At 74.4% G+C, this 17138-nt stretch carries 9 protein-coding genes and 1 tRNA gene; 5 read left to right on the forward strand and 5 right to left on the reverse strand.

The features are described 5' to 3' along the window. Positions 1 to 77: 77 nt before the first annotated feature. Both ACFYR0_RS21035 and ACFYR0_RS21040 read left to right on the forward strand, forming a co-directional pair. Positions 78 to 830, forward strand: a complete 753-nt coding sequence (locus ACFYR0_RS21035; protein WP_389329972.1) for a Clp protease N-terminal domain-containing protein — start codon at positions 78 to 80, stop codon at positions 828 to 830. A gap of 160 nt (positions 831 to 990) precedes the next feature. Next, complete coding sequence (locus ACFYR0_RS21040; protein ID WP_389329975.1) at positions 991 to 2679, forward strand: bifunctional 3'-5' exonuclease/DNA polymerase; 1689 nt, start codon at positions 991 to 993, stop codon at positions 2677 to 2679. A 97-nt stretch (positions 2680 to 2776) separates the two neighbouring features. On the opposite strand, the gene ACFYR0_RS21045 is transcribed toward ACFYR0_RS21040, so the two are convergent. Then, a complete protein-coding gene (locus ACFYR0_RS21045; RefSeq protein WP_389330366.1) occupies positions 2777 to 6034 on the reverse strand; it encodes a BTAD domain-containing putative transcriptional regulator in 3258 nt (1085 codons plus the stop codon). Between the two features lie 825 nt (positions 6035 to 6859). Between ACFYR0_RS21045 and ACFYR0_RS21050 the strand changes: the two genes are divergently transcribed. From ACFYR0_RS21050 to ACFYR0_RS21060, 3 genes are all read left to right on the forward strand, one after another. Then, complete coding sequence (locus ACFYR0_RS21050) at positions 6860 to 7255, forward strand: hypothetical protein (protein WP_389329978.1); 396 nt, start codon at positions 6860 to 6862, stop codon at positions 7253 to 7255. Between the two features lie 138 nt (positions 7256 to 7393). Further along, positions 7394 to 8044: an ABC transporter ATP-binding protein gene (locus ACFYR0_RS21055; RefSeq protein WP_389329981.1), complete on the forward strand. Its 651-nt coding sequence runs from the start codon at positions 7394 to 7396 to the stop codon at positions 8042 to 8044. Next, complete coding sequence (locus ACFYR0_RS21060) at positions 8041 to 10290, forward strand: ABC transporter permease (RefSeq protein ID WP_389329984.1); 2250 nt, start codon at positions 8041 to 8043, stop codon at positions 10288 to 10290. Before ACFYR0_RS21055 ends, ACFYR0_RS21060 begins: the two co-directional genes overlap by 4 nt. Before the next feature lie 145 nt (positions 10291 to 10435). Here ACFYR0_RS21060 and ACFYR0_RS21065 read toward each other — a convergent pair. The 4 genes from ACFYR0_RS21065 to tmk form a co-directional block, all read right to left on the reverse strand. Next, a tRNA-Thr gene (locus tag ACFYR0_RS21065) sits at positions 10436 to 10512 on the reverse strand. 106 nt (positions 10513 to 10618) lie between these two features. Further along, positions 10619 to 12196 (reverse strand): alpha/beta hydrolase, encoded by a 1578-nt coding sequence (locus ACFYR0_RS21070; RefSeq protein ID WP_389329987.1) that lies wholly within the window; start codon positions 12194 to 12196, stop codon positions 10619 to 10621. 139 nt (positions 12197 to 12335) lie between these two features. Next, complete coding sequence (locus ACFYR0_RS21075) at positions 12336 to 13541, reverse strand: DNA polymerase III subunit delta' (RefSeq protein ID WP_389329990.1); 1206 nt, start codon at positions 13539 to 13541, stop codon at positions 12336 to 12338. Between the two features lie 161 nt (positions 13542 to 13702). Further along, a complete protein-coding gene (gene tmk / locus ACFYR0_RS21080; RefSeq protein ID WP_389329993.1) occupies positions 13703 to 17098 on the reverse strand; it encodes a dTMP kinase in 3396 nt (1131 codons plus the stop codon). Between the last annotated feature and the right edge of the window lie 40 nt (positions 17099 to 17138).

Raw genomic sequence — 17138 nt, forward strand, 5'->3', positions numbered from 1 at the left:
GAGGCGGCCCGGACGAGACCCGGGCAAGTGTCAACCACCGGTTGACAGTGCCCTGAGGCGCAACCTACGGTTGACACATGACGAAGAACTCCGCCATCACCACCTCCGTACGCCTCGACGACCTCATCGCGGCCATCAAGAAGGTCCACGCGGAACCGCTCGAGCAGCTCCAGGACGCCGTGCTCGCCGGAGAGCACCTGGGCGACGTGGCAGACCACCTGATCGGCCACTTCGTCGACCAGGCAAGGCGCTCGGGCGCCTCCTGGACCGACATCGGCAAGAGCATGGGCGTCACCCGGCAGGCCGCCCAGAAGCGGTTCGTGCCGAAGGAGTCGGCCGACCTCGACCCCAGTCAGGGCTTCAGCCGCTACACCCCGCGCGCGCGGAACACCATCGCCGCCGCGCACAACGAGGCCGTCGCCGCGCGCAACGCCGAGGGGCGGCCCGAGCATCTGGTCCTCGGCCTGCTCGCCGAGCCGGAGGGCCTCGCCGCGAAGGCGGTCACCTCCCAGGGCGTCCTGCTCGACACCGTCCGCCAGGCGGCGCAGGCCGCGCTGCCGCCGGCCGTCGAGGACGCGCCCGAGCTGGTTCCCTACGGGCCCGACGCCAAGAAGGTCCTGGAGCTCACCTTCCGCGAGGCCCTGCGCCTGGGACACAACTACATCGGCACCGAGCACATCCTGCTGGCCCTGCTGGAGTTCGAGAACGGTGAGGGCCTGCTGAACGGGCTGGGCATCACCAAGGCGGCCGTGGAGCAGTGGCTGTCGGAGGCGCTGGCACTGCTGGTCGCCGCCCAGCAGCCCGAGGCCTCGGAAGCGGACACGGACTGAACGGGCCGGACACGGACCGCGGGCCGGACACGGACTGAACCGGCCGGATGCGCTCCGCGCAGGCGCAGACCGCGCGTACAAGCTGCGCCGACCAGACCCGGCCCACACGGTGAATCAGCTGGTCAGGGCCGTTGTCAGACCCCGGTGTCACACTCGGGGCATGGCCGACCGCTGGGCACTCGCTCCGGCCGAGGACGGTGGCGTGGAGGTCGCCGCCCTCGGTCCCGACGGGCTGCCCGCGGGGCCGGTGACCTGGGAGCCCGACCTCGCCGGGGCCGTGCGCGGACGGCCCGGGGTCGTGCGGTGGGTGTGGCGCTCCACCGCCGAGGTCTATCCGCGTCTGCTCGCCGCGGGGGTGCGAGTGGAGCGGTGCTACGACATCGAGGACGCCGAGATACTGCTCCTCGGCCACGAGGGCCGGTACGGCGAGCCGCGCTCGGCGGCCGCGGCCCTCGCCCGGCTGCGCGGCGGCCCCGTGCCGGCCGACCCGCGCCAGCGCGCCGCCGAACCGGGCGCGCAGTCCCCGCTGTTCGAGCCGCAGGGAACGCACGTACCCCTGCGGGACCTGATCGACGTGTACGCCGAGCAGCAGCGCCGGCACGACGCGACCGCGCACCCGGACCGGATGCGGCTGCTCACCGCCGCCGAGTCGGCGGGCCTGCTGGTGGCCGCCGAGATGAACGCGGCGGGACTGCCGTGGAGCGCGGAGGTGCACCGCAGCGTCCTGCACGAACTGCTCGGCGAGCGGTACGCGGGCGGGGGCGAGCCGCGCCGACTGGCCGAGCTGGCCGACGAGGTCTCCGCCGCCTTCGGCCACCGGGTGCGGCCCGATCTGCCCGCCGATGTGATCAAGGCCTTCGGCCGGGCCGGGGTCAAGGTGACCTCGACCCGCCGCTGGGAGATCGAGAGCGTGGACCACCCGGCGGTGAAGCCGCTGCTGGAGTACAAGAAGCTGTACCGCATCTGGGTCGCCCACGGCTGGTCCTGGCTCCAGGACTGGGTGCGCGAGGGCCGGTTCCGCCCGGAGTTCGTCGCCGGGGGCACCGTCACCGGGCGCTGGGTGACCAATGGCGGGGGCGCCCTTCAGATCCCCCGGGTCATCCGGCGGGCCGCCGTCGCCGACCCCGGCTGGCGGCTGGTCGTCGCCGACGCCGACCAGATGGAACCCCGTGTGCTCGCCGCGATCTCCCGCGACCCCGGGCTGATGGAGGTGGCGGGCCGCGAGAGCGACCTCTACCAGTCGGTGTCCGACCGGGCCTTCTCCGGCGACCGCGCACAGGCCAAACTCGCCGTCCTGGGCGCGGTGTACGGCCAGACCTCCGGGGACGGCCTGAAGAACCTCGCCGCGCTGCGCCGCCGCTTCCCCAGGGCGGTCGCCTACGTCGACGACGCCGCCCGCGCGGGCGAGGAGGGCCGGCTGGTGCGGACCTGGCTCGGTCGGACCTGCCCGCCCGCGGTGGGCGCGGCCGACTCCGCCGAGGAGGCCGGGCTCCCCCAGGACGAGGGGTCCGAGGAGACCCCGGGCCAGGAGTGGGTACCGGGCTACGCCTCCACCAACGCCCGTGCCCGCGGCCGTTTCGCCCGCAACTTCGTCGTCCAGGGCAGCGCCGCCGACTGGGCCCTGCTGCTGCTCGCCGCCCTGCGCCGCGCCTGCGCGGACCTCTCCGCCGAGCTGGTCTTCTTCCAGCACGACGAGGTGATCGTGCACTGCCCGGCCGAGGAGGCCGACACCGTCGTCCGGGCCATCAGGGCGGCGGCGGAGCTGGCGGGACGGCTGACCTTCGGGGAGACACCGGTCAGGTTTCCGTTCACCACGGCGGTGGTGGAGTGCTACGCGGACGCCAAGTGAGGTGCCAGGCGGAGGCCCCACGGCCGGGCGGACGACCCCACGGCCGCGCGGACGACCCGCTGCCGCGCGCGGCGGGCCCCCGCCGGCCCGCCCCCGGTCAGCCCGCCGCGCCCAGCAGTTCCCGCAGCTCCGCCACGACCGCCTTCTCGTCGGTGCCGTCCAGCGCGGTGAGCGCGGCGCGCCACTCCGCGTGGGCCTCCTCCGTACGGCCGCGCTCGCGCAGCAGGTGTCCTCGCTGATGGCGGGCGAGGGCGCGGGTGTAGCCGTCGGCGCGGGCGTCGGCCCGCCCGATCAGCTCGGCGCACTCCCGCCCGGCCCGGCAGGCGCGCCCGAGCAGACGCAGGGCACGCACCAGGCCCAGCCGCGTCTGGGACTCGCCGTGCCAGTCGCCATGGCCGCCCAGGATGCGCAGGCTCTCCTCGAAGTGCGGTACGGCCGCGTCCGGTTCGCCGAGGGTGAGATGGGCGTACCCGATGTTGCAGTGCGCCGAGTGCTGCACGATCACCGCGCCGATCTCGACCCCGATCGCGAGGGATCGGCGGTGCTGCTCGATGGCGGCGCGCGGGTCGGTGTGCTCGTAGAGGTTGCCGAGGTGGCTGTAGGTGACGGCCTCGCCCTGCGGGTCGTTCAACTGCCGCGAGTACGCGAGGCTCTGGCGCAGCGCGTCCCCCGACTCGGCGTGCCGGCCCAGCCCTTCGAGCAGCAGGCCGCGGTTGTTGAGGCAGCGGCGGATGCGGGTGACCTCGTCCAGCCGCCGCCAGATCTCCAGCGACCGGTCGTTGAGGGCGAGCGCCTCCGTCTGGCGGCCGGTGAGGAAGTGCAGCCCCGCGAGGTCCCCCAGCGCGTACGCCTCGGCCGCCGCGTCCCCGAGCCGCCGCGCCACGGTGAGGGCGGCCCGCCCGAGCACCTCCATCTCGGCGACCCGGCCGCTGCGGTGCAGACAGGGGAACAGCAGACGCAGCAGCGTGGAGAGCCGGGCGTCGGTGGCCCGCCCGGCCCCGGCGCGGCGCTCCGCCAGCGCCACGATGTTCGCCAGTTCCCCGTCGGCCCAGGCGAACGCCTCCTCCGGGCTGCCGAACGGCGGTACGGCGGTGACGTCCGCAGCGTGTCCGGGCGGCTGCGCGACGGTCGGACGGCGGCGGTCGTCCAGGTCGAGGCCGGGTTCGAGGATCGCGGTGAGGATGCGTTCGGCGACGGCCGCGTACCAGCGCAGGGCGGCCTCGGCGGTCTTGTCGTCCCGCCCCGCGGCGGTGTCGCGGCCCGGCCCGGTGGCGGCCGGCTCGCCGTCCTGCGCGCAGTGGGCGAGTTCGCGGGCGAAGTCGCGGACGAGGTCGTGCGGGGTGTAGCGGCCGTACGCCGTCTCCTCCAGCAGGGCCACGTCGACGAGCCGGTCGAGGGCGGCCTCGGCGCGCCGTTCGCCGGTGCCGAGAAGCCGGGCGAGCAGCGGGACGCCGTACGCGGGCAGGTCGAGTGCGCCGATCCGGCCGAGGGCGGCGGCCGCGTCCCGGTCGGCCTCGCGGTCGGAGGCGGCGAGCGCCTCGTGCGCGACGGCGAGGGAGCGGCGCACGCTCAGGTCGTCGTACTCCAGGTGGTGCAGCCGCCCTTCCGTGGCGGCCAGTTGACCGGCCAGCACCTCCGGGGTGAGCGCCCTGCGGGCGGCCAGCCGGGCGGCCACGACGCGCAGGGCGAGCGGGAGCCTGCCCGCGAGGCCGATCAGCGGATGACCGGGGTCCAGTCCGTCACGTCCGGAGACCGCGCGCAGCAGGGCGGCGCTGTCCTCGTCGCTGAGCGGCGAGAGCGGGAAGCGGACGGCTCCGTCGAGCGCGGTCAGGGGTGAGCGGCTGGTGACGATCACCGCGCAGCCGGGGCCGGCCGGCAGCAGCGGCCGTACCTGCGCGGCGTTCGCGGCGTCGTCCAGGACCATCAGGGTGCGGGCCGGGGCGAGCAGGGAGCGCAGCAACGCGGCCGCCGCGTCGGGGTGTTCGGGGATGCGGCGAGGTTCGGTGCCGAGGTCGCGCAGCAGGGCGGCGAGGGCCTGGCCGGGGGTGAGCGGGGTCATGCCCGGGGTGGCGCCGTGCAGGTTCACGTACAGCTGCCCGTCGGGGAAGCGTTCCCGCAGCCCGTGCGCCACGTGCAGGGCGAGCGCGCTCTTGCCGACCCCGGCCATCCCGCTGACGACGGCCACGGCCGTGGGGCGGGCCAGGGTGCGGAGGAGGTCGTCGCGGACACCGGTGCGGCCGGTGAAGTGGGCCGGGGGCGGAGGGAGTTGGGCGGGGCGGAGGGAGGCGGTGCGGCGCGGGGATGCGGCCTGGGCGGTTCGCCCGGAGGAGTCGGCGGTCCGCGCCTCGGGCTCCTGGGCGGTGTCCTGGGCCTGGCCGGCGCCCTGGCCGTGGGCCGCGGGCGGCTTCGTCGCGGCGGAGGCGCCGGAGGGCTCCCCGTCCTGGCCGCGCAGCACCTCCAGATGCGCCTCACGCATCGCGGGGCCCGGTTCGACGCCGAGGTCCTCGACGAGACGGGCCCGCAGGTCGCGGTGGACGGCGAGGGCCTCGGCCTGGCGTCCGGTGGCGTTCAGGGCGAGCATCAGCTGCCGGTGGAAGGTCTCGCGCAGCGGATGCTCGGCGGCGAGGGCCGCGAGGTCCGGTACGAGGGAGCCCGGCCGGCCGCCGGGAACGGCCAGCTCGGCGTCGTAGCGCCATTCGAGCAGCAGCAGGCGCGCCTCGGCCAGGCGCTGCACGAAGGCATGTCCGCCGAGCTCGGACGAGAGTCCGCCGAGCGGCGTACCGCGCCAGAGCGCCAGAGCGGCGGCGCACTCGCGCAGGGTCCGCCGCCAGTCCCCGCCGGCGTGCGCGGCACGGGCCGCGGCGACGTGCGCGTCGAAGACGTCGACGTCCAGTTCGCCCCGCTCGACGCGCAGCAGATAGCCGGGCGGTACGGCACGCAGGCGCTCGGGGTCGTCGAGGAGGCGGCGCAGCCGGGTGACGTGGTTGTGCAGCGAGGCGTGCGCGGACGCGGGGGGCTCGTTGCCCCACAGCGCGTCCTTCAGCGAGTCGACCGGCACCACACGGCCGGCCTCCATCAGCAGGGCGGCCAGCAGGGAACGCACCTTGCCGCTGCGTACCGTGCGCACGGAGGGAACGCCGTACGCACGGTCGCCGAAGTGGCCGGAGTCGCCGACGCGGCCGGACTCGCGGCCATGGCCGGACTCACGCTCAGGGCTGGGCTCACGGTCACCGCCGCTGTCACGGTCTCGGTCGTAGAGGGCTGGCGGTCCGAGCAGCCCGAACCGCAGCTCCTGCCGTGGCCGGCGCCGCTCCCCCGGGCTCCCGGCTCCGCTCGCGCAGGGAGGTGCCCCCATCCCGCCCCACTGCCTTTCCGCGCGGCCGAGCGGTCGCGCACCCTGCGGGAACGGCCGTACCCGGCCGGTTTCCCACTGCTCCACGGCGGTCTCCCGCCCTCTGTCCCCGGCCGCCCCGGACGGCGGCGCCGGGCGGTCGACGAAATCCGGCGAAGAAGCGACGGAATCCGTCGTGATCCACTACCGTTACCGCGGTTTGCCAGGATGCCCAGGCATGGTTCCGCCGTCTGCTGCGTCGCGGCCCGGCCGCCCGCCCGCCTCCGCCCGCCGGCTTCGCACCGGAGGGCCGACGGCGACGCCGGGAACCGTTGGCCACATGTTAGCGATCCGTTGGTGCGACCTGATGTGATCACTTCATCGGATCTGGCCCGACGGTGCGCGCGTGATGACGCGAGCTCGGGGGAGTGTCGCCGCCGCGGCCGGATCCGGGGGCCGCGGGGGTCCCGGTCGGCAGAGGTGAGCGACCGGGATCCTCGTTCATCCCACGCCCCCCACCCAGCCGCCGGTCGCCCTGGTCGCCACCCGCCGCTCCCCTCGCCGACGCGGACGTCAGCCCCGGCCTGTCACGGCCTCGAACCCGCTTCCACTCCGTCGGCCCGGCGACGGTCCCCCACCCAGCACGAGCGGAAGCTGCAAAGCCCGCGCGTGCTGTTCGCAAACCATCGCCAGGGTCTCTCCGCGGCGGAAATCCCAACTCGCCTGTCAGTCGTGCGTGTTACAGTCCCACGGCTCGATGCCCAGGAGGTTGGCATCGAAAACGGAGCGAAGAAAGCGAATCGAAAGCTGGCTGTCGGTGTGCTCGCGACCGGGCTCTTCCTGACAGGCATGGGGACAGCGTTCGCAGGCGCGAGCGGGGGAAGCAGCGAGATCCAGGCGCGCGCCGCCTGGAAGGGCATTCCCAAGCTGACGAGCGGAGGGGTGGAGTTCTACCAGGGGCAGTACAAGTTCGAGCCCTCGCACACGAACCACGGCGCCTTCCACTGGAAGGGCAAGCTCAAGGACGCCGGCCCCGACGACGGGCACAACGTCTACATGCGGGTCAAGGTCGAGGGCTACGACTGGAACCGCTTCAACGGCAAGCAGAAGAAGACCGTCCCGCTGGACAAGCTGGTCTGGGACGGTGCCGCGCTGCACACCGATGACGCCTGGATACGGGCCTGCCGTGACCGAGGCCCGCTGCGCCCCGACAACTGCTCGGAGACCAAGCACTACAAGCGCTGAGCCAGACCGACGGATCGCATCCGTCGGTCAGGACACACCTCTGGGCCCCGGTCTGACCAACCGGGGCCCTCCGGCTCCCCGGGGGACACGATCAGTACCAGTACGTCAGACACGTCACACATCCTCTCCGCGAGCGGAGTGGAGTTCTCCTACGGCTCCACCCCGGCCGTGCGCGACGCCCATCTCGCGCTCGCGCGGGGCGAGGTCGCGGCGATCACCGGGGCGAGCGGTTCCGGCAAGTCCTCGCTGCTCTACTGCCTGGCGGGAGTGCTGCCTCCGTCCCGCGGCAGGATCAGTTTCGAGGGGCGGGCCTACGCCGACCTGGACGACGAGGAGATCAGCGCCCTGCGCCGGGAGCGGTTCGGATTCGTCTTCCAGTACGGCGAGTTGCTGCCCGAGCTCACCGTCGAGGAGAACACCGCCCTGCCGCTGCGCCTCGCCGGTCAGCGCAAGCGCCCCGCGCTCAGGGCCGCCGCCGAGGTCCTCGACCGGCTCGGCATCGGCGAGCTGCGCGAACGACGGCCGTCCCAGGTGTCCGGCGGGCAGAGCCAGCGCGTGGCCGTCGCCCGGGCCCTGGTGCACAAGCCGGCCGTGGTCTTCGCCGACGAACCGACCGGCGCCCTCGACAGCGCCAACGCCGGCGCCGTCCTGAAGGAGTTCCTGGACCTGGCCCGCTCGCAGGGCACCGCCGTGCTCCTGGTCACCCACGACCGGACGGTGGCCGCGCAGGCCGACAGCCGCTACACGATGGCCGACGGGACCCTCGCCCCCGTGGGAGCGGCGGGATGAGGGAGTTCCTGCTCGGACTGCGGCTGCTGTTCGGCTCCGGCCGGGGCACCCGCGTCCGCTTCCTGCTGATGACCCTGGGCGGGTCGCTCGGTGTGTGCTGTCTCGCCCTCGTCCTCACCATCCCGGCGATCCTCGACGCCCACGACGGCCGGGCCGCCGCCCGCGAGCCCACGGTCTTCCAGGGCGAACGGTCCGGTCGGCCCACGCTCGTCCTCGAACGGTCCGACGCACACGGCTCGAAGATGTTCGGCCGGGTCTTCCTCGCCACCGGCACCACGGACACACCGAAGCCGCCCCCGGGCCTGAGCAGGATGCCCGAGCCGGGCGAGGTCTACGTCTCCCCCGCACTGCGCGACCAGCTCCGGCGCGAGCCCGGCCTCAAGGGACTGCTGCCGGGCCGGGAGAAGGGTCTGATCGGACCGGCCGGTCTGACCGACCCCAACGAGCTGTACGCCTACATCGGCACCACACGCGACCGCATCGGGGCCGAGGCCCGGGCGTTGAAGGGCTTCGGAGCGCCCTACGCGCCCACCACGGCGGTCGAGCCCTCGACCCTGGAGATCCTCCGCTTCACCCTGGCCACTCTCGTCCTTCTGCCGCTCGGCGTCTTCCTGTCGGTGTGCGCCAAACTGTCGGCCGCCAGTCGCAACCGCCGGCTCGCGGCCCTGCGTCTGCTCGGCCTGAGCGCGAAGGGCACCCAGCGGGTCAACGCCGCCGAGACGGTGGTCGCCTCGCTGCTCGGCGCACTGCTCGGGCTGGGCGAGTTCGCGCTGCTCAACCGGGTCATGTCCGCCACCGGGCTGCCCGGGCTCAAGTGGTATCCGGGTGACGGCGCCCTCTCCGGAGAGACGGTCGCCATCTGCCTGCTCGGCTGCCCGGCGCTGGCCTGGTTCGTGGGTCGCATGAGCGCCCGCGCCGCGGCCCGCAACCCGCTGAGCACACGCCGTTCCGCGGCACCCCGGGCACCGCGCGTGTGGACGATCCTCGTGCTCGTCTCCGGCCTGGGCCTCGTCATCGGCTACAGCGCCATCGGGCTCACCGCCCACCCCGCCCAGAGCCAGGGGATACACGCCGTCCTGGTGGTGGCGGGGGCGCTGCTGACCGGCCTCGGCCTCGTCCTGACGCTGCCGCTGCTGTCGTACGCCCTGGCCAGGCGCCTCGCCCGGTCCGGCAACCTCGCTCTCAACCTGGCCATGCGCCGCAACGAGGTCGAGCCCGGCAGCGCGATGCGTGTGGTCACCGGTCTGGTCCTGCTGGTGTTCTCCGCGTCCCTCGCCCAGGGCGTCCTGGTCGAGTTGAGCCAGGTGTCCCGCAACACGTCGCCCGCACAGCAGTACAGCCTCTCGCTGGACCCGCTCACCCAGGAGCAGCAACGGCGACTGCGCGATATCCCGGACGTCGAGGCGAGCGCCGTCGTCATGGACAACGTCGACCTCGGCAGCGACATCTCCAGCGCCGTGATCGCCACCTGCGCGCAGGTGGCCGAGATGGTGCGGGAGGCCAAGGGCTGTGTCGACGGCAGGGCGTTGCGCCTGCTGAACGTGGACGGGGCCCCGGTCTCCGCGAGTCCGTCCAGTTACGTCGTGCGCAAGGACGGCAAGCGCGGCACCTTCCGTGTTCCTGGGCCGAAGGAGACGGTGGTGTACCTGTCCAGCACCGCGACGGGTCTCGGCGGCGACATCCTGCTCCCGCCCTCGGCACTCCCCACCGGTGCCGTTCCCGTGGGTGCCTACCTGATCCTCTCCTCCGGCTCCGACCCGTCGACCGTACGCACCGTCCTCGACCGGATCGGCGCCATCGCGCCCACCGCGGAGGTCGATCTGGAGGGCGTCAACGTCGAGGCGCTGCAGCAGATCACCGTCATCGAGACGTTGCTGTTCCTGGGCATGATGATGGGTCTGGTCATCGGCGTCGCCGCCTTCCTCGTCTCCGTCACGGACCGGGCCGTCGAACGCCGCGCCCAGGTGACCGCCCTCGCCCTCATCGGCGCGCGGCCGCGCACCCTGCGGGCCGTGCAGTGCCTCCAGGTGGTCCTGCCGCTCACCGTCGGCCTCGTGCTGGCCCTGGTCTGCGGAAAGCTCGCGGAGTCCGCCTATCTGGTCACCGGTGGCGGCGCGATCTTCTGGGACGGCGCGGGCGTACCACCGCTGCTGGCGGCCGCCCTCGGCGTCCTCGCCATCGCGATCGTCGGCACCCTCCCCCTGGCCGGCCGCCGCATCGACCCGGAACTGATCCGCCGCGACTGACCCCGGCGACCCGCACGCCGGTACGTCCCCACGGACGGGGATCCCGTCCGTGGGGACGCCGCAGGGCGGGAGCTCACCGGTGGCGTCGCCACAAGATCGAACAAAAAAGAAAACCACAGGTCAAAGGCTTGACCTGTGGTTTCGGTGGAGCCGCCTTCGGGATTCGAACCCGAGACCTACGCATTACGAGTGCGTTGCTCTGGCCATCTGAGCTAAGGCGGCGCGCTGCCGACACCATGGTGCGATCGGCAACGTCGGTAAGTCTACACAGTTTCCGAGGGTGCTCCGCACCAGCCCCGGAGGACGGCCTCCGGAGCCGGTCGCAGGGCTACGAGCAGCGCTTTCCGTCGGCCGGCGGGGTGCCGCGCAGAAGGAAGGCGTTGATCGTCGAGTCGATGCAGTCGCTGCCGCGGCCATACGCCGTATGGCCGTCGCCCACATAGGTGAGCAGTCGGCCGGAGGAGAGCTGACCGGCCAGCGCCCGCGCCCAGCGGTAGGGGGTCGCCGGGTCGCGGGTGGTGCCGACCACGACGATGGGCGCCGCGCCCTCCGCCTCGATGCGGTGCGGCTCACCGGTCGGCGCGACCGGCCAGTACGCACAGTTCAGCGAGGCCCACGCGAGACTCCTGCCGAAGACCGGCGACGCCTTCTCGAAGGCGGGCAGCGACTCGCGCACTTGGTCGGGGCTGTCGAAGGCGGGCGGCAGGTCGAGGCAGTTCACGGCGGCGTTGGCGAACATCAGGTTCGAGTACTCGCCGCCCGCCTCCCGCTCGTAGTAGGCGTCCGAGAGCATCAGCAGCCCCGCGCCGTCGTTCTCCCGCATCGCCGAGGTCAGCGCCTCGCGCACCTGCGTCCAGGACGCCTCGTCGTACATCCCCGCCAGCACACCCATGGTGCCCAGGGACTCGCTGAGCCTGCGGCCGTCGATGTCGCCGGTCGGGATCGGCCGCGCGTCCAGCTTCCCGAAGAACGCCGTGAGGGTGCGTCCGGCCTGCTCGGGCGTGGTGCGCGGACCGCCGAGCGGGCAGTCCGGCTGCCGGACGCAGTCCCTCGCGAACGCCCGGAACGCCGTCTCGAAGCCCGCCGTCTGCTCCAGGTTCAGCCTGCGCGCGGGCAGCGAGGGGTCCATCGCACCGTCCAGCACCAGCCGCCCGGCCCGCTCCGGGAACAACCCGGCGTAGGTCGCCCCGAGGAACGTCCCGTACGACGCCCCCACGTACGTCAGCTTCTCGTCGCCCAGCACCTCCCGCAGGATGTCCATGTCGCGGGCCGCCTCGACGGTGGAGACGTGCCGCAGCAGCTTCGGCGTGTCCGCCCCGCAGCCCTCGGCGAACTTCTTGAACTCGCCGACCAGGTCGTCCACCTCCCCGGCGTCGTCCGGCGTGGTGTCCGTCTTCGTGTACGCGTCCATGTCGGGGCCGTCCAGGCACTCGACGGGCTCGCTGCGGGCGACGCCGCGCGGGTCGACGGCCACCATGTCGTAGCGGGCGCGCACCTCCTGCGGATAGCCGATCCCCGCGTACGCCTGGAGGTAGCCGATCGCCGAGCCGCCCGGCCCGCCCGGGTTCACCAGCAGCGAGCCGAGCCGCTCGCCCGGCCCGGTCGCCTTCCTGCGGGCGACCGCGAGCCGTACGTCGCCCCGGCCGGGGTCGGCGTAGTCCAGCGGCGCCTTCAGAGTGGCGCACTCGAAGCCGGGCACTCCGCAGCTCCGCCAGACCAGCCGCTGCGCGTAGTACGGGGCCAGCGCGGTCGGCGTCGCCCGGGGCAGCGCCGCCAGCCCCGCGTGCGCCGCCGAGGCCGACGAACCCGACGCGCTGCCCGAGGAACAGGCGGAGACGAGCAGCGCGGCGGCGGCGAAGAGGGCGGCGGCCGTACGGGGTCTGCGGGGGATGCGCCTTGTGTCCATTCCGCGAGGGTAACTCTGCGCGACCGTGCGGAAGCCCTGCGTGAGCGCTGTGCCCCGGACGGGGTACGGCGTCAATCCGTGGGGACCGCCCCGGGGACCAGGCCGGGGGCCGCCCCGGCCTGAGAGCCGTCGCCCGGGGTCAGCCGGATCTGAGAGCCATGGTCATCGCCTCCACCGCCAGCAACGGCGCCACGTTGCGGTCCAGCGCGTCACGGCACGCGCCGATCGCCTCGATGCGGCGCAGGGTCGACTCCGGGGTGCCGGAGCGGGCCATGCGATCCAGGGCGTCCTCGGCGTCGATGTTGGCGAGGGCCACCCTCGAGCCCAGCTGGAGGGCCAGGACGTCCCGGTAGAAGCCGGTGAGGTCGGTCAGGGCCAGGTCGAGGCTGTCGCGCTGGGTGCGGGTCCTGCGGCGCTTCTGCTTGTCCTCCAGGTCCTTGATCACACCGGCCGTGCCGCGCGGCATGCGCCCGCCCTGGGCCGCGCCCAGAGCCGCCTTCAGCTCCTCGGTCTCCTTGGCGTCGAGCTCCTCGGCGAGCTGCTTGGCGTCCTCGGCGGCGGCGTCGACCAGTTCCTGGGCTCCCCTGAGCGCGCCGCCGACGTCCTCTACCCGCAGCGGCAGCTTGAGCACCGCGGCGCGGCGCTCCCGCGCGGCCGGGTCCGTGGCCAGGCGGCGGGCCCGGTCGACGTGCCCCTGGGTGGCCCGGGCCGCCGCGGCTGCGACCGCGGGCTCGATGCCGTCGCGCCGCACGAGCATGTCGGCCACCGCGTCCACCGAGGGCGTACGCAGGTTCAGGTGGCGGCAGCGGGAGCGGATGGTGGGCAGCACGTCCTCCAGGGAGGGCGCGCACAGCAGCCACACCGTGCGCGGGGCGGGCTCCTCGACGGCCTTCAGCACGGCGTTCGCCGACTTCTCGTTCAGCCGCTCGGCGTCCTCGACGAGGATGACCTGCCAGCGGCCGTTCGCCGGCGACGTGAACGACTTGCGGACGGTGTCGCGCATGTCGTCGGCGAGGATCTGCGTGCCGACGGCGGCGACCGTGCTGACGTCCGCGTGCGTACCGATCAGGGCGGTGTGGCAGCCGTCGCAGAACCCGCAGCCCGGGGCCCCGCCGAGGGCGCGGTCGGGGCTCACGCACTGAAGGGCGGCGGCGAACGCACGCGCGGTCTGCGTACGGCCCGCTCCCGGCGGTCCGGTGAACAGCCACGCGTGCGTCATCTTCGACGCCTCCGGCGGCGGAGTGCCGGTCGTGGCCGCGGTGACCAACGCGTCGGCGTCCCGGGCAGCGGCGGCGAGCTGCTCGCTCACCTTCTCCTGCCCGACCAGGTCGTCCCACACGGTCATGGGTCAGCCCGCCTTCCGTCACGCTCGGTGTTGCCGCATCCATTGTGCGGGCACCCACTGACAACCGTGCGGGCGCCCACTGACAACGCGGACCGCACGGCCACCGGGCCGCCCCGTCTCGTCTCGGCGCGGGGACGGCCGCCCGCCACGCCGTTCACCCGTCAGCCGCGACGTCCCCGGCCACGCCGGCCCCGGCCGGGGCCGTCGTCCCGGTTCTCGTCCTCGCGCGGGCCGAGCAGTTCGTCGGCCAGGCTGGGCAGGTCGTCCAGCGGCGTCTCCTCCGCCCAGTCGGAGCGCGGACGGCGGCGCGGGGCGCCCTTCTCGTCGACCTGGGGCAGCTCGCGCGTGCGGTCCTGGGCGCCGGCCGGCCCGGCCTCCGGCCGCTCGTCGCGGAAGAAGCCCGGCGGCACACGGTCCGCCGGATCCGCGCCCGGCACCTGCGGCAGCACGGCGGTCTCGTCCGCCGCACCCGGCGTCACGGGCGGCAGGACCGCCGTCTCGTCCGCCGCGCCCGAGGGCATCTGCGGCAGCACGGCGGTCTCATCGGCCGCCGACGGCGGTACGGGCGGCTGCGGAAGCTCCGCGGTCACCTCCGCGTCGGAGGCGCGGCCGGAAGCACGGGAGGCGCGGGAGCCGTCGGAGGCGTCCGACGCTCCGGACCGCCCCGATGCCCTGCCGTCTGTGCGGGTCTCCTGGTCGGCGGCGGCCGCCCGGCCGTCACCGTCGGCGTCCCGCACCGGGCGCAGCACAGCCGTCTCCTCGGCGTCCCGGACCGGACGCAGGACAGCCGTCTCCTCGGCCGCGCGTACCGGCCGGGCGGACGTGTCCGCCGCGCCGCGGGACGCCTCGCGGGCCTCCTGCGGGGAGACCACGGGCGTCGGCACGGTAGCCGCCTCCGGCGTGCCCGTGGGCGGCGCGGGCGGCGTCGGCGGCTTGGGGCCCGCCGCCGCGGCGGCCGCAGCCTGCTCGGCGGCGCGGCGCGCCTGCTCGGCCCGCAGCAGGGCCTCCTCGGCCTTGCGCTGCTTCTCCAGCCGCCGTTCCTCGGCCTCGGCGCGCAGCCGGGCCTCCTCCTCGGCCCGGCGTCGGCGCTCCTCCTCCTCGGCCCGGCGTCGGGCCTCGGCCTCGGCGCGGGCCTTCTCCTCGGCGAGCAGCCGCTGACGTTCCTCCTCGGCGCGCTTGGCGGCCTCCTCGGCGCGCCTGCGGGCCTCCTCCGCCTGGCGCTCCGCCTCGCGGCGCTGCGCCTCCTCCAGCTCGCGCCGCTTGCGCTCCTCCTCCTCGGCGCGCAGCTTGGCGAGCTGCTCCTGGCGCTCGCGCTCCAGGCGCTCCTCCTCTGCCTTGCGCGCGGCCTCCTCCTCCGCCTTGCGCCGGGCCTCCTCCTCGGCCTTGCGGCGCGCCTCTTCGCGTGCCTCGATCTCGGCCTCGGACAGCGGCAGCACGGTGTCCAGACGGTGCCGGATCACGGTGGTGACGGACTCGGGCTCCTGCCCGGCGTCGACCACCAGGTAGCGGCCGGGGTCGGCGGCGGCCAGCGTCAGGAATCCGGAGCGCACGCGCGTGTGGAACTCCAGCGGCTCCGACTCCAGCCGGTCCGGCGCCTCGGTGAACCGCTCACGGGCGGCCTCCGGCGACACGTCCAGGAGCACGGTGAGGTGCGGGACGAGTCCATGGGTCGCCCAGCGGTTGATCCGGGCGACCTCGACCGGGGAGAGATCGCGGCCCGCGCCCTGGTAGGCCACCGAGGAGTCGATGTACCGGTCGCTGATCACCACCGCGCCGCGCTCCAGGGCGGGCCGTACGACGGTGTCGACGTGCTCGGCGCGGTCCGCCGCGTACAGCAGCGCCTCCGCGCGGTGCGACAGGCCGGCGGACGACACGTCGAGCAGGATCGAGCGCAGCCGCTTGCCGACCGGAGTGGCGCCCGGCTCACGGGTGAGGACGACCTCGTGGCCCTTGCCCCGGATCCACTCGGCGAGCGCCTCGGCCTGGGTGGACTTCCCGGCCCCGTCGCCGCCCTCCAGGGCGATGAAGAAGCCCGTCCCCGCGGGCACCTGCACGGGGTCGTCGCCGCCGAGCAACGCGTCGCGCAGGTCGTGCCGCAGCGGTACGCCGGAGCGGTCGTCGAGCTTGGCCAGCACCAGCGCGGCCACCGGGAGCAGCAGCGCGCCGACGAGCATCAGGGTGAAGGCGGCGCCACCGTGGGCGAAGACGAACCGGCCGTTCTCCAGGCGGTGCGGGCCGATCAGCCCCGCGATCACGGGGGCGATCAGCACGCCGAGCGCCACGAGGACGCGGACCACGGCGTGCAGGTGCTCGGTGGTGCGGGCGCGGCGGAAGTCCTCGACCTCCTGGTCGAGCAGCGCGTGCCCGATGTTCGCGGCCGCGCCCGCGCCGATGCCCGCCAGGGCGAGGATCAGCAGCACGGTGGTGACGTCCGGGACGAGGCCCGCGGCCAGCAGCGCCAGGCCGGTGAAGGCGGTGACCAGCGCCAGCAGGCGGCGCCGCGAGAGCGACACCAGCGCCCTGGGCGCCGTACGGATGCCGACGACGACACCGCCGGTGAGCGCCAGCACGAGCAGCCCGTAGAGCACCGGGCCGCCGCCCAGGTCCTTGGCGTGCAGTACGGCGACGGCGACGGCGGCCGCCACCGCGCCCGCCACGGCGGCGCAGGTGAGGACGAGCAGGGAGATGGCGCCGGTGCGACCCTTGTCGGCGCCCGTGCCGGTGCGCGGGCGGCGCAGCCCCTCCAGCGGCGACCGGGCGCGCGGGGTGCGTGTGCCGGGCAGCTCCAGGAAGGTCACCACGGACAGGGACGCGGCGAACAGACCGGCCGCGACGTAGGAGCCGAGTGCCGCCTGGTGCTGGGCGAACCACTCGATGCCCGAGCCCAGCAGGTTGTTCAGCAGGGCCGCGGCGACGAGCGCGGCGGCGGCCAGCGGGATCGCCACGAAGCTCGTGCGCAGCGCGAGCCGACGCAGGGCGTCCATGTGGTCGGGCAGCGGCCGTACGGTCGCGCCCTCCAGCGGCGGGGCGGGCAGCAGGGCGGGCGCCGCGCTCTCCCGGCTCACCGTCCAGAAGCGCTCGGCGACGCCGGACACGAACACGGTGACCAGCAGGGCCGCCAGAGCGTTCTCCGGTGTCCAGTCGATCCACAGCGGCGCGACGATCAGCAGGGCCACCCGCACACCGTCGGCGCCGACCATGGTCCAGCGGCGGTCGAGCGGGCCCTCCTGGGCGGTGAGGGAGGTCAGCGGTCCGAGCAGGACCGCGCCGAACAGCAGCGTCGCGAGGACACGTGCCCCGAAGACGGTCGCCACCGCGAACGCCGCTCCGCGGTAGCCGCCGCCGAAGGAGCCCTCGGTGATCGCCGCCTGGAGCGCGAGGAGCACCAGCACCAGCAGGGCGAGGGTGTCGCCGACACCCCCCACCAGCTGTGCGCTCCACAGCCGCTTCAGCTGCGGGGTGCGCAACAGGGCACGGACCGCGCGCTCGCGGGAGTCCGCGACCAGGGCGTCGTCGGGGGCGGGTCGGGGGGCCGTCGGCTGCTCGGCTCGCGTCATGCGTTCAGCCTATCGGGACCGGCCGACACTCAGCGGCGCC

The organism is Streptomyces sp. NPDC005017 (assembly GCF_042873115.1).
Classification (GTDB): domain Bacteria; phylum Actinomycetota; class Actinomycetes; order Streptomycetales; family Streptomycetaceae; genus Streptomyces.

Bases quoted from the DNA above. Each gene is read 5' to 3' on its own strand.
- ACFYR0_RS21060 (WP_389329984.1), top strand. From the start codon at position 8,041: ATGAGGGAGTTCCTGCTCGGACTGCGGCTGCTGTTCGGCTCCGGCCGG.
- ACFYR0_RS21045 (WP_389330366.1), bottom strand. From the start codon at position 6,034: ATGGGGGCACCTCCCTGCGCGAGCGGAGCCGGGAGCCCGGGGGAGCGG.
- ACFYR0_RS21040 (WP_389329975.1), top strand. From the start codon at position 991: ATGGCCGACCGCTGGGCACTCGCTCCGGCCGAGGACGGTGGCGTGGAG.
- ACFYR0_RS21050 (WP_389329978.1), top strand. From the start codon at position 6,860: ATGGGGACAGCGTTCGCAGGCGCGAGCGGGGGAAGCAGCGAGATCCAG.
- ACFYR0_RS21035 (WP_389329972.1), top strand. From the start codon at position 78: ATGACGAAGAACTCCGCCATCACCACCTCCGTACGCCTCGACGACCTC.
- ACFYR0_RS21075 (WP_389329990.1), bottom strand. From the start codon at position 13,541: ATGACCGTGTGGGACGACCTGGTCGGGCAGGAGAAGGTGAGCGAGCAG.
- ACFYR0_RS21070 (WP_389329987.1), bottom strand. From the start codon at position 12,196: ATGGACACAAGGCGCATCCCCCGCAGACCCCGTACGGCCGCCGCCCTC.
- tmk (WP_389329993.1), bottom strand. From the start codon at position 17,098: ATGACGCGAGCCGAGCAGCCGACGGCCCCCCGACCCGCCCCCGACGAC.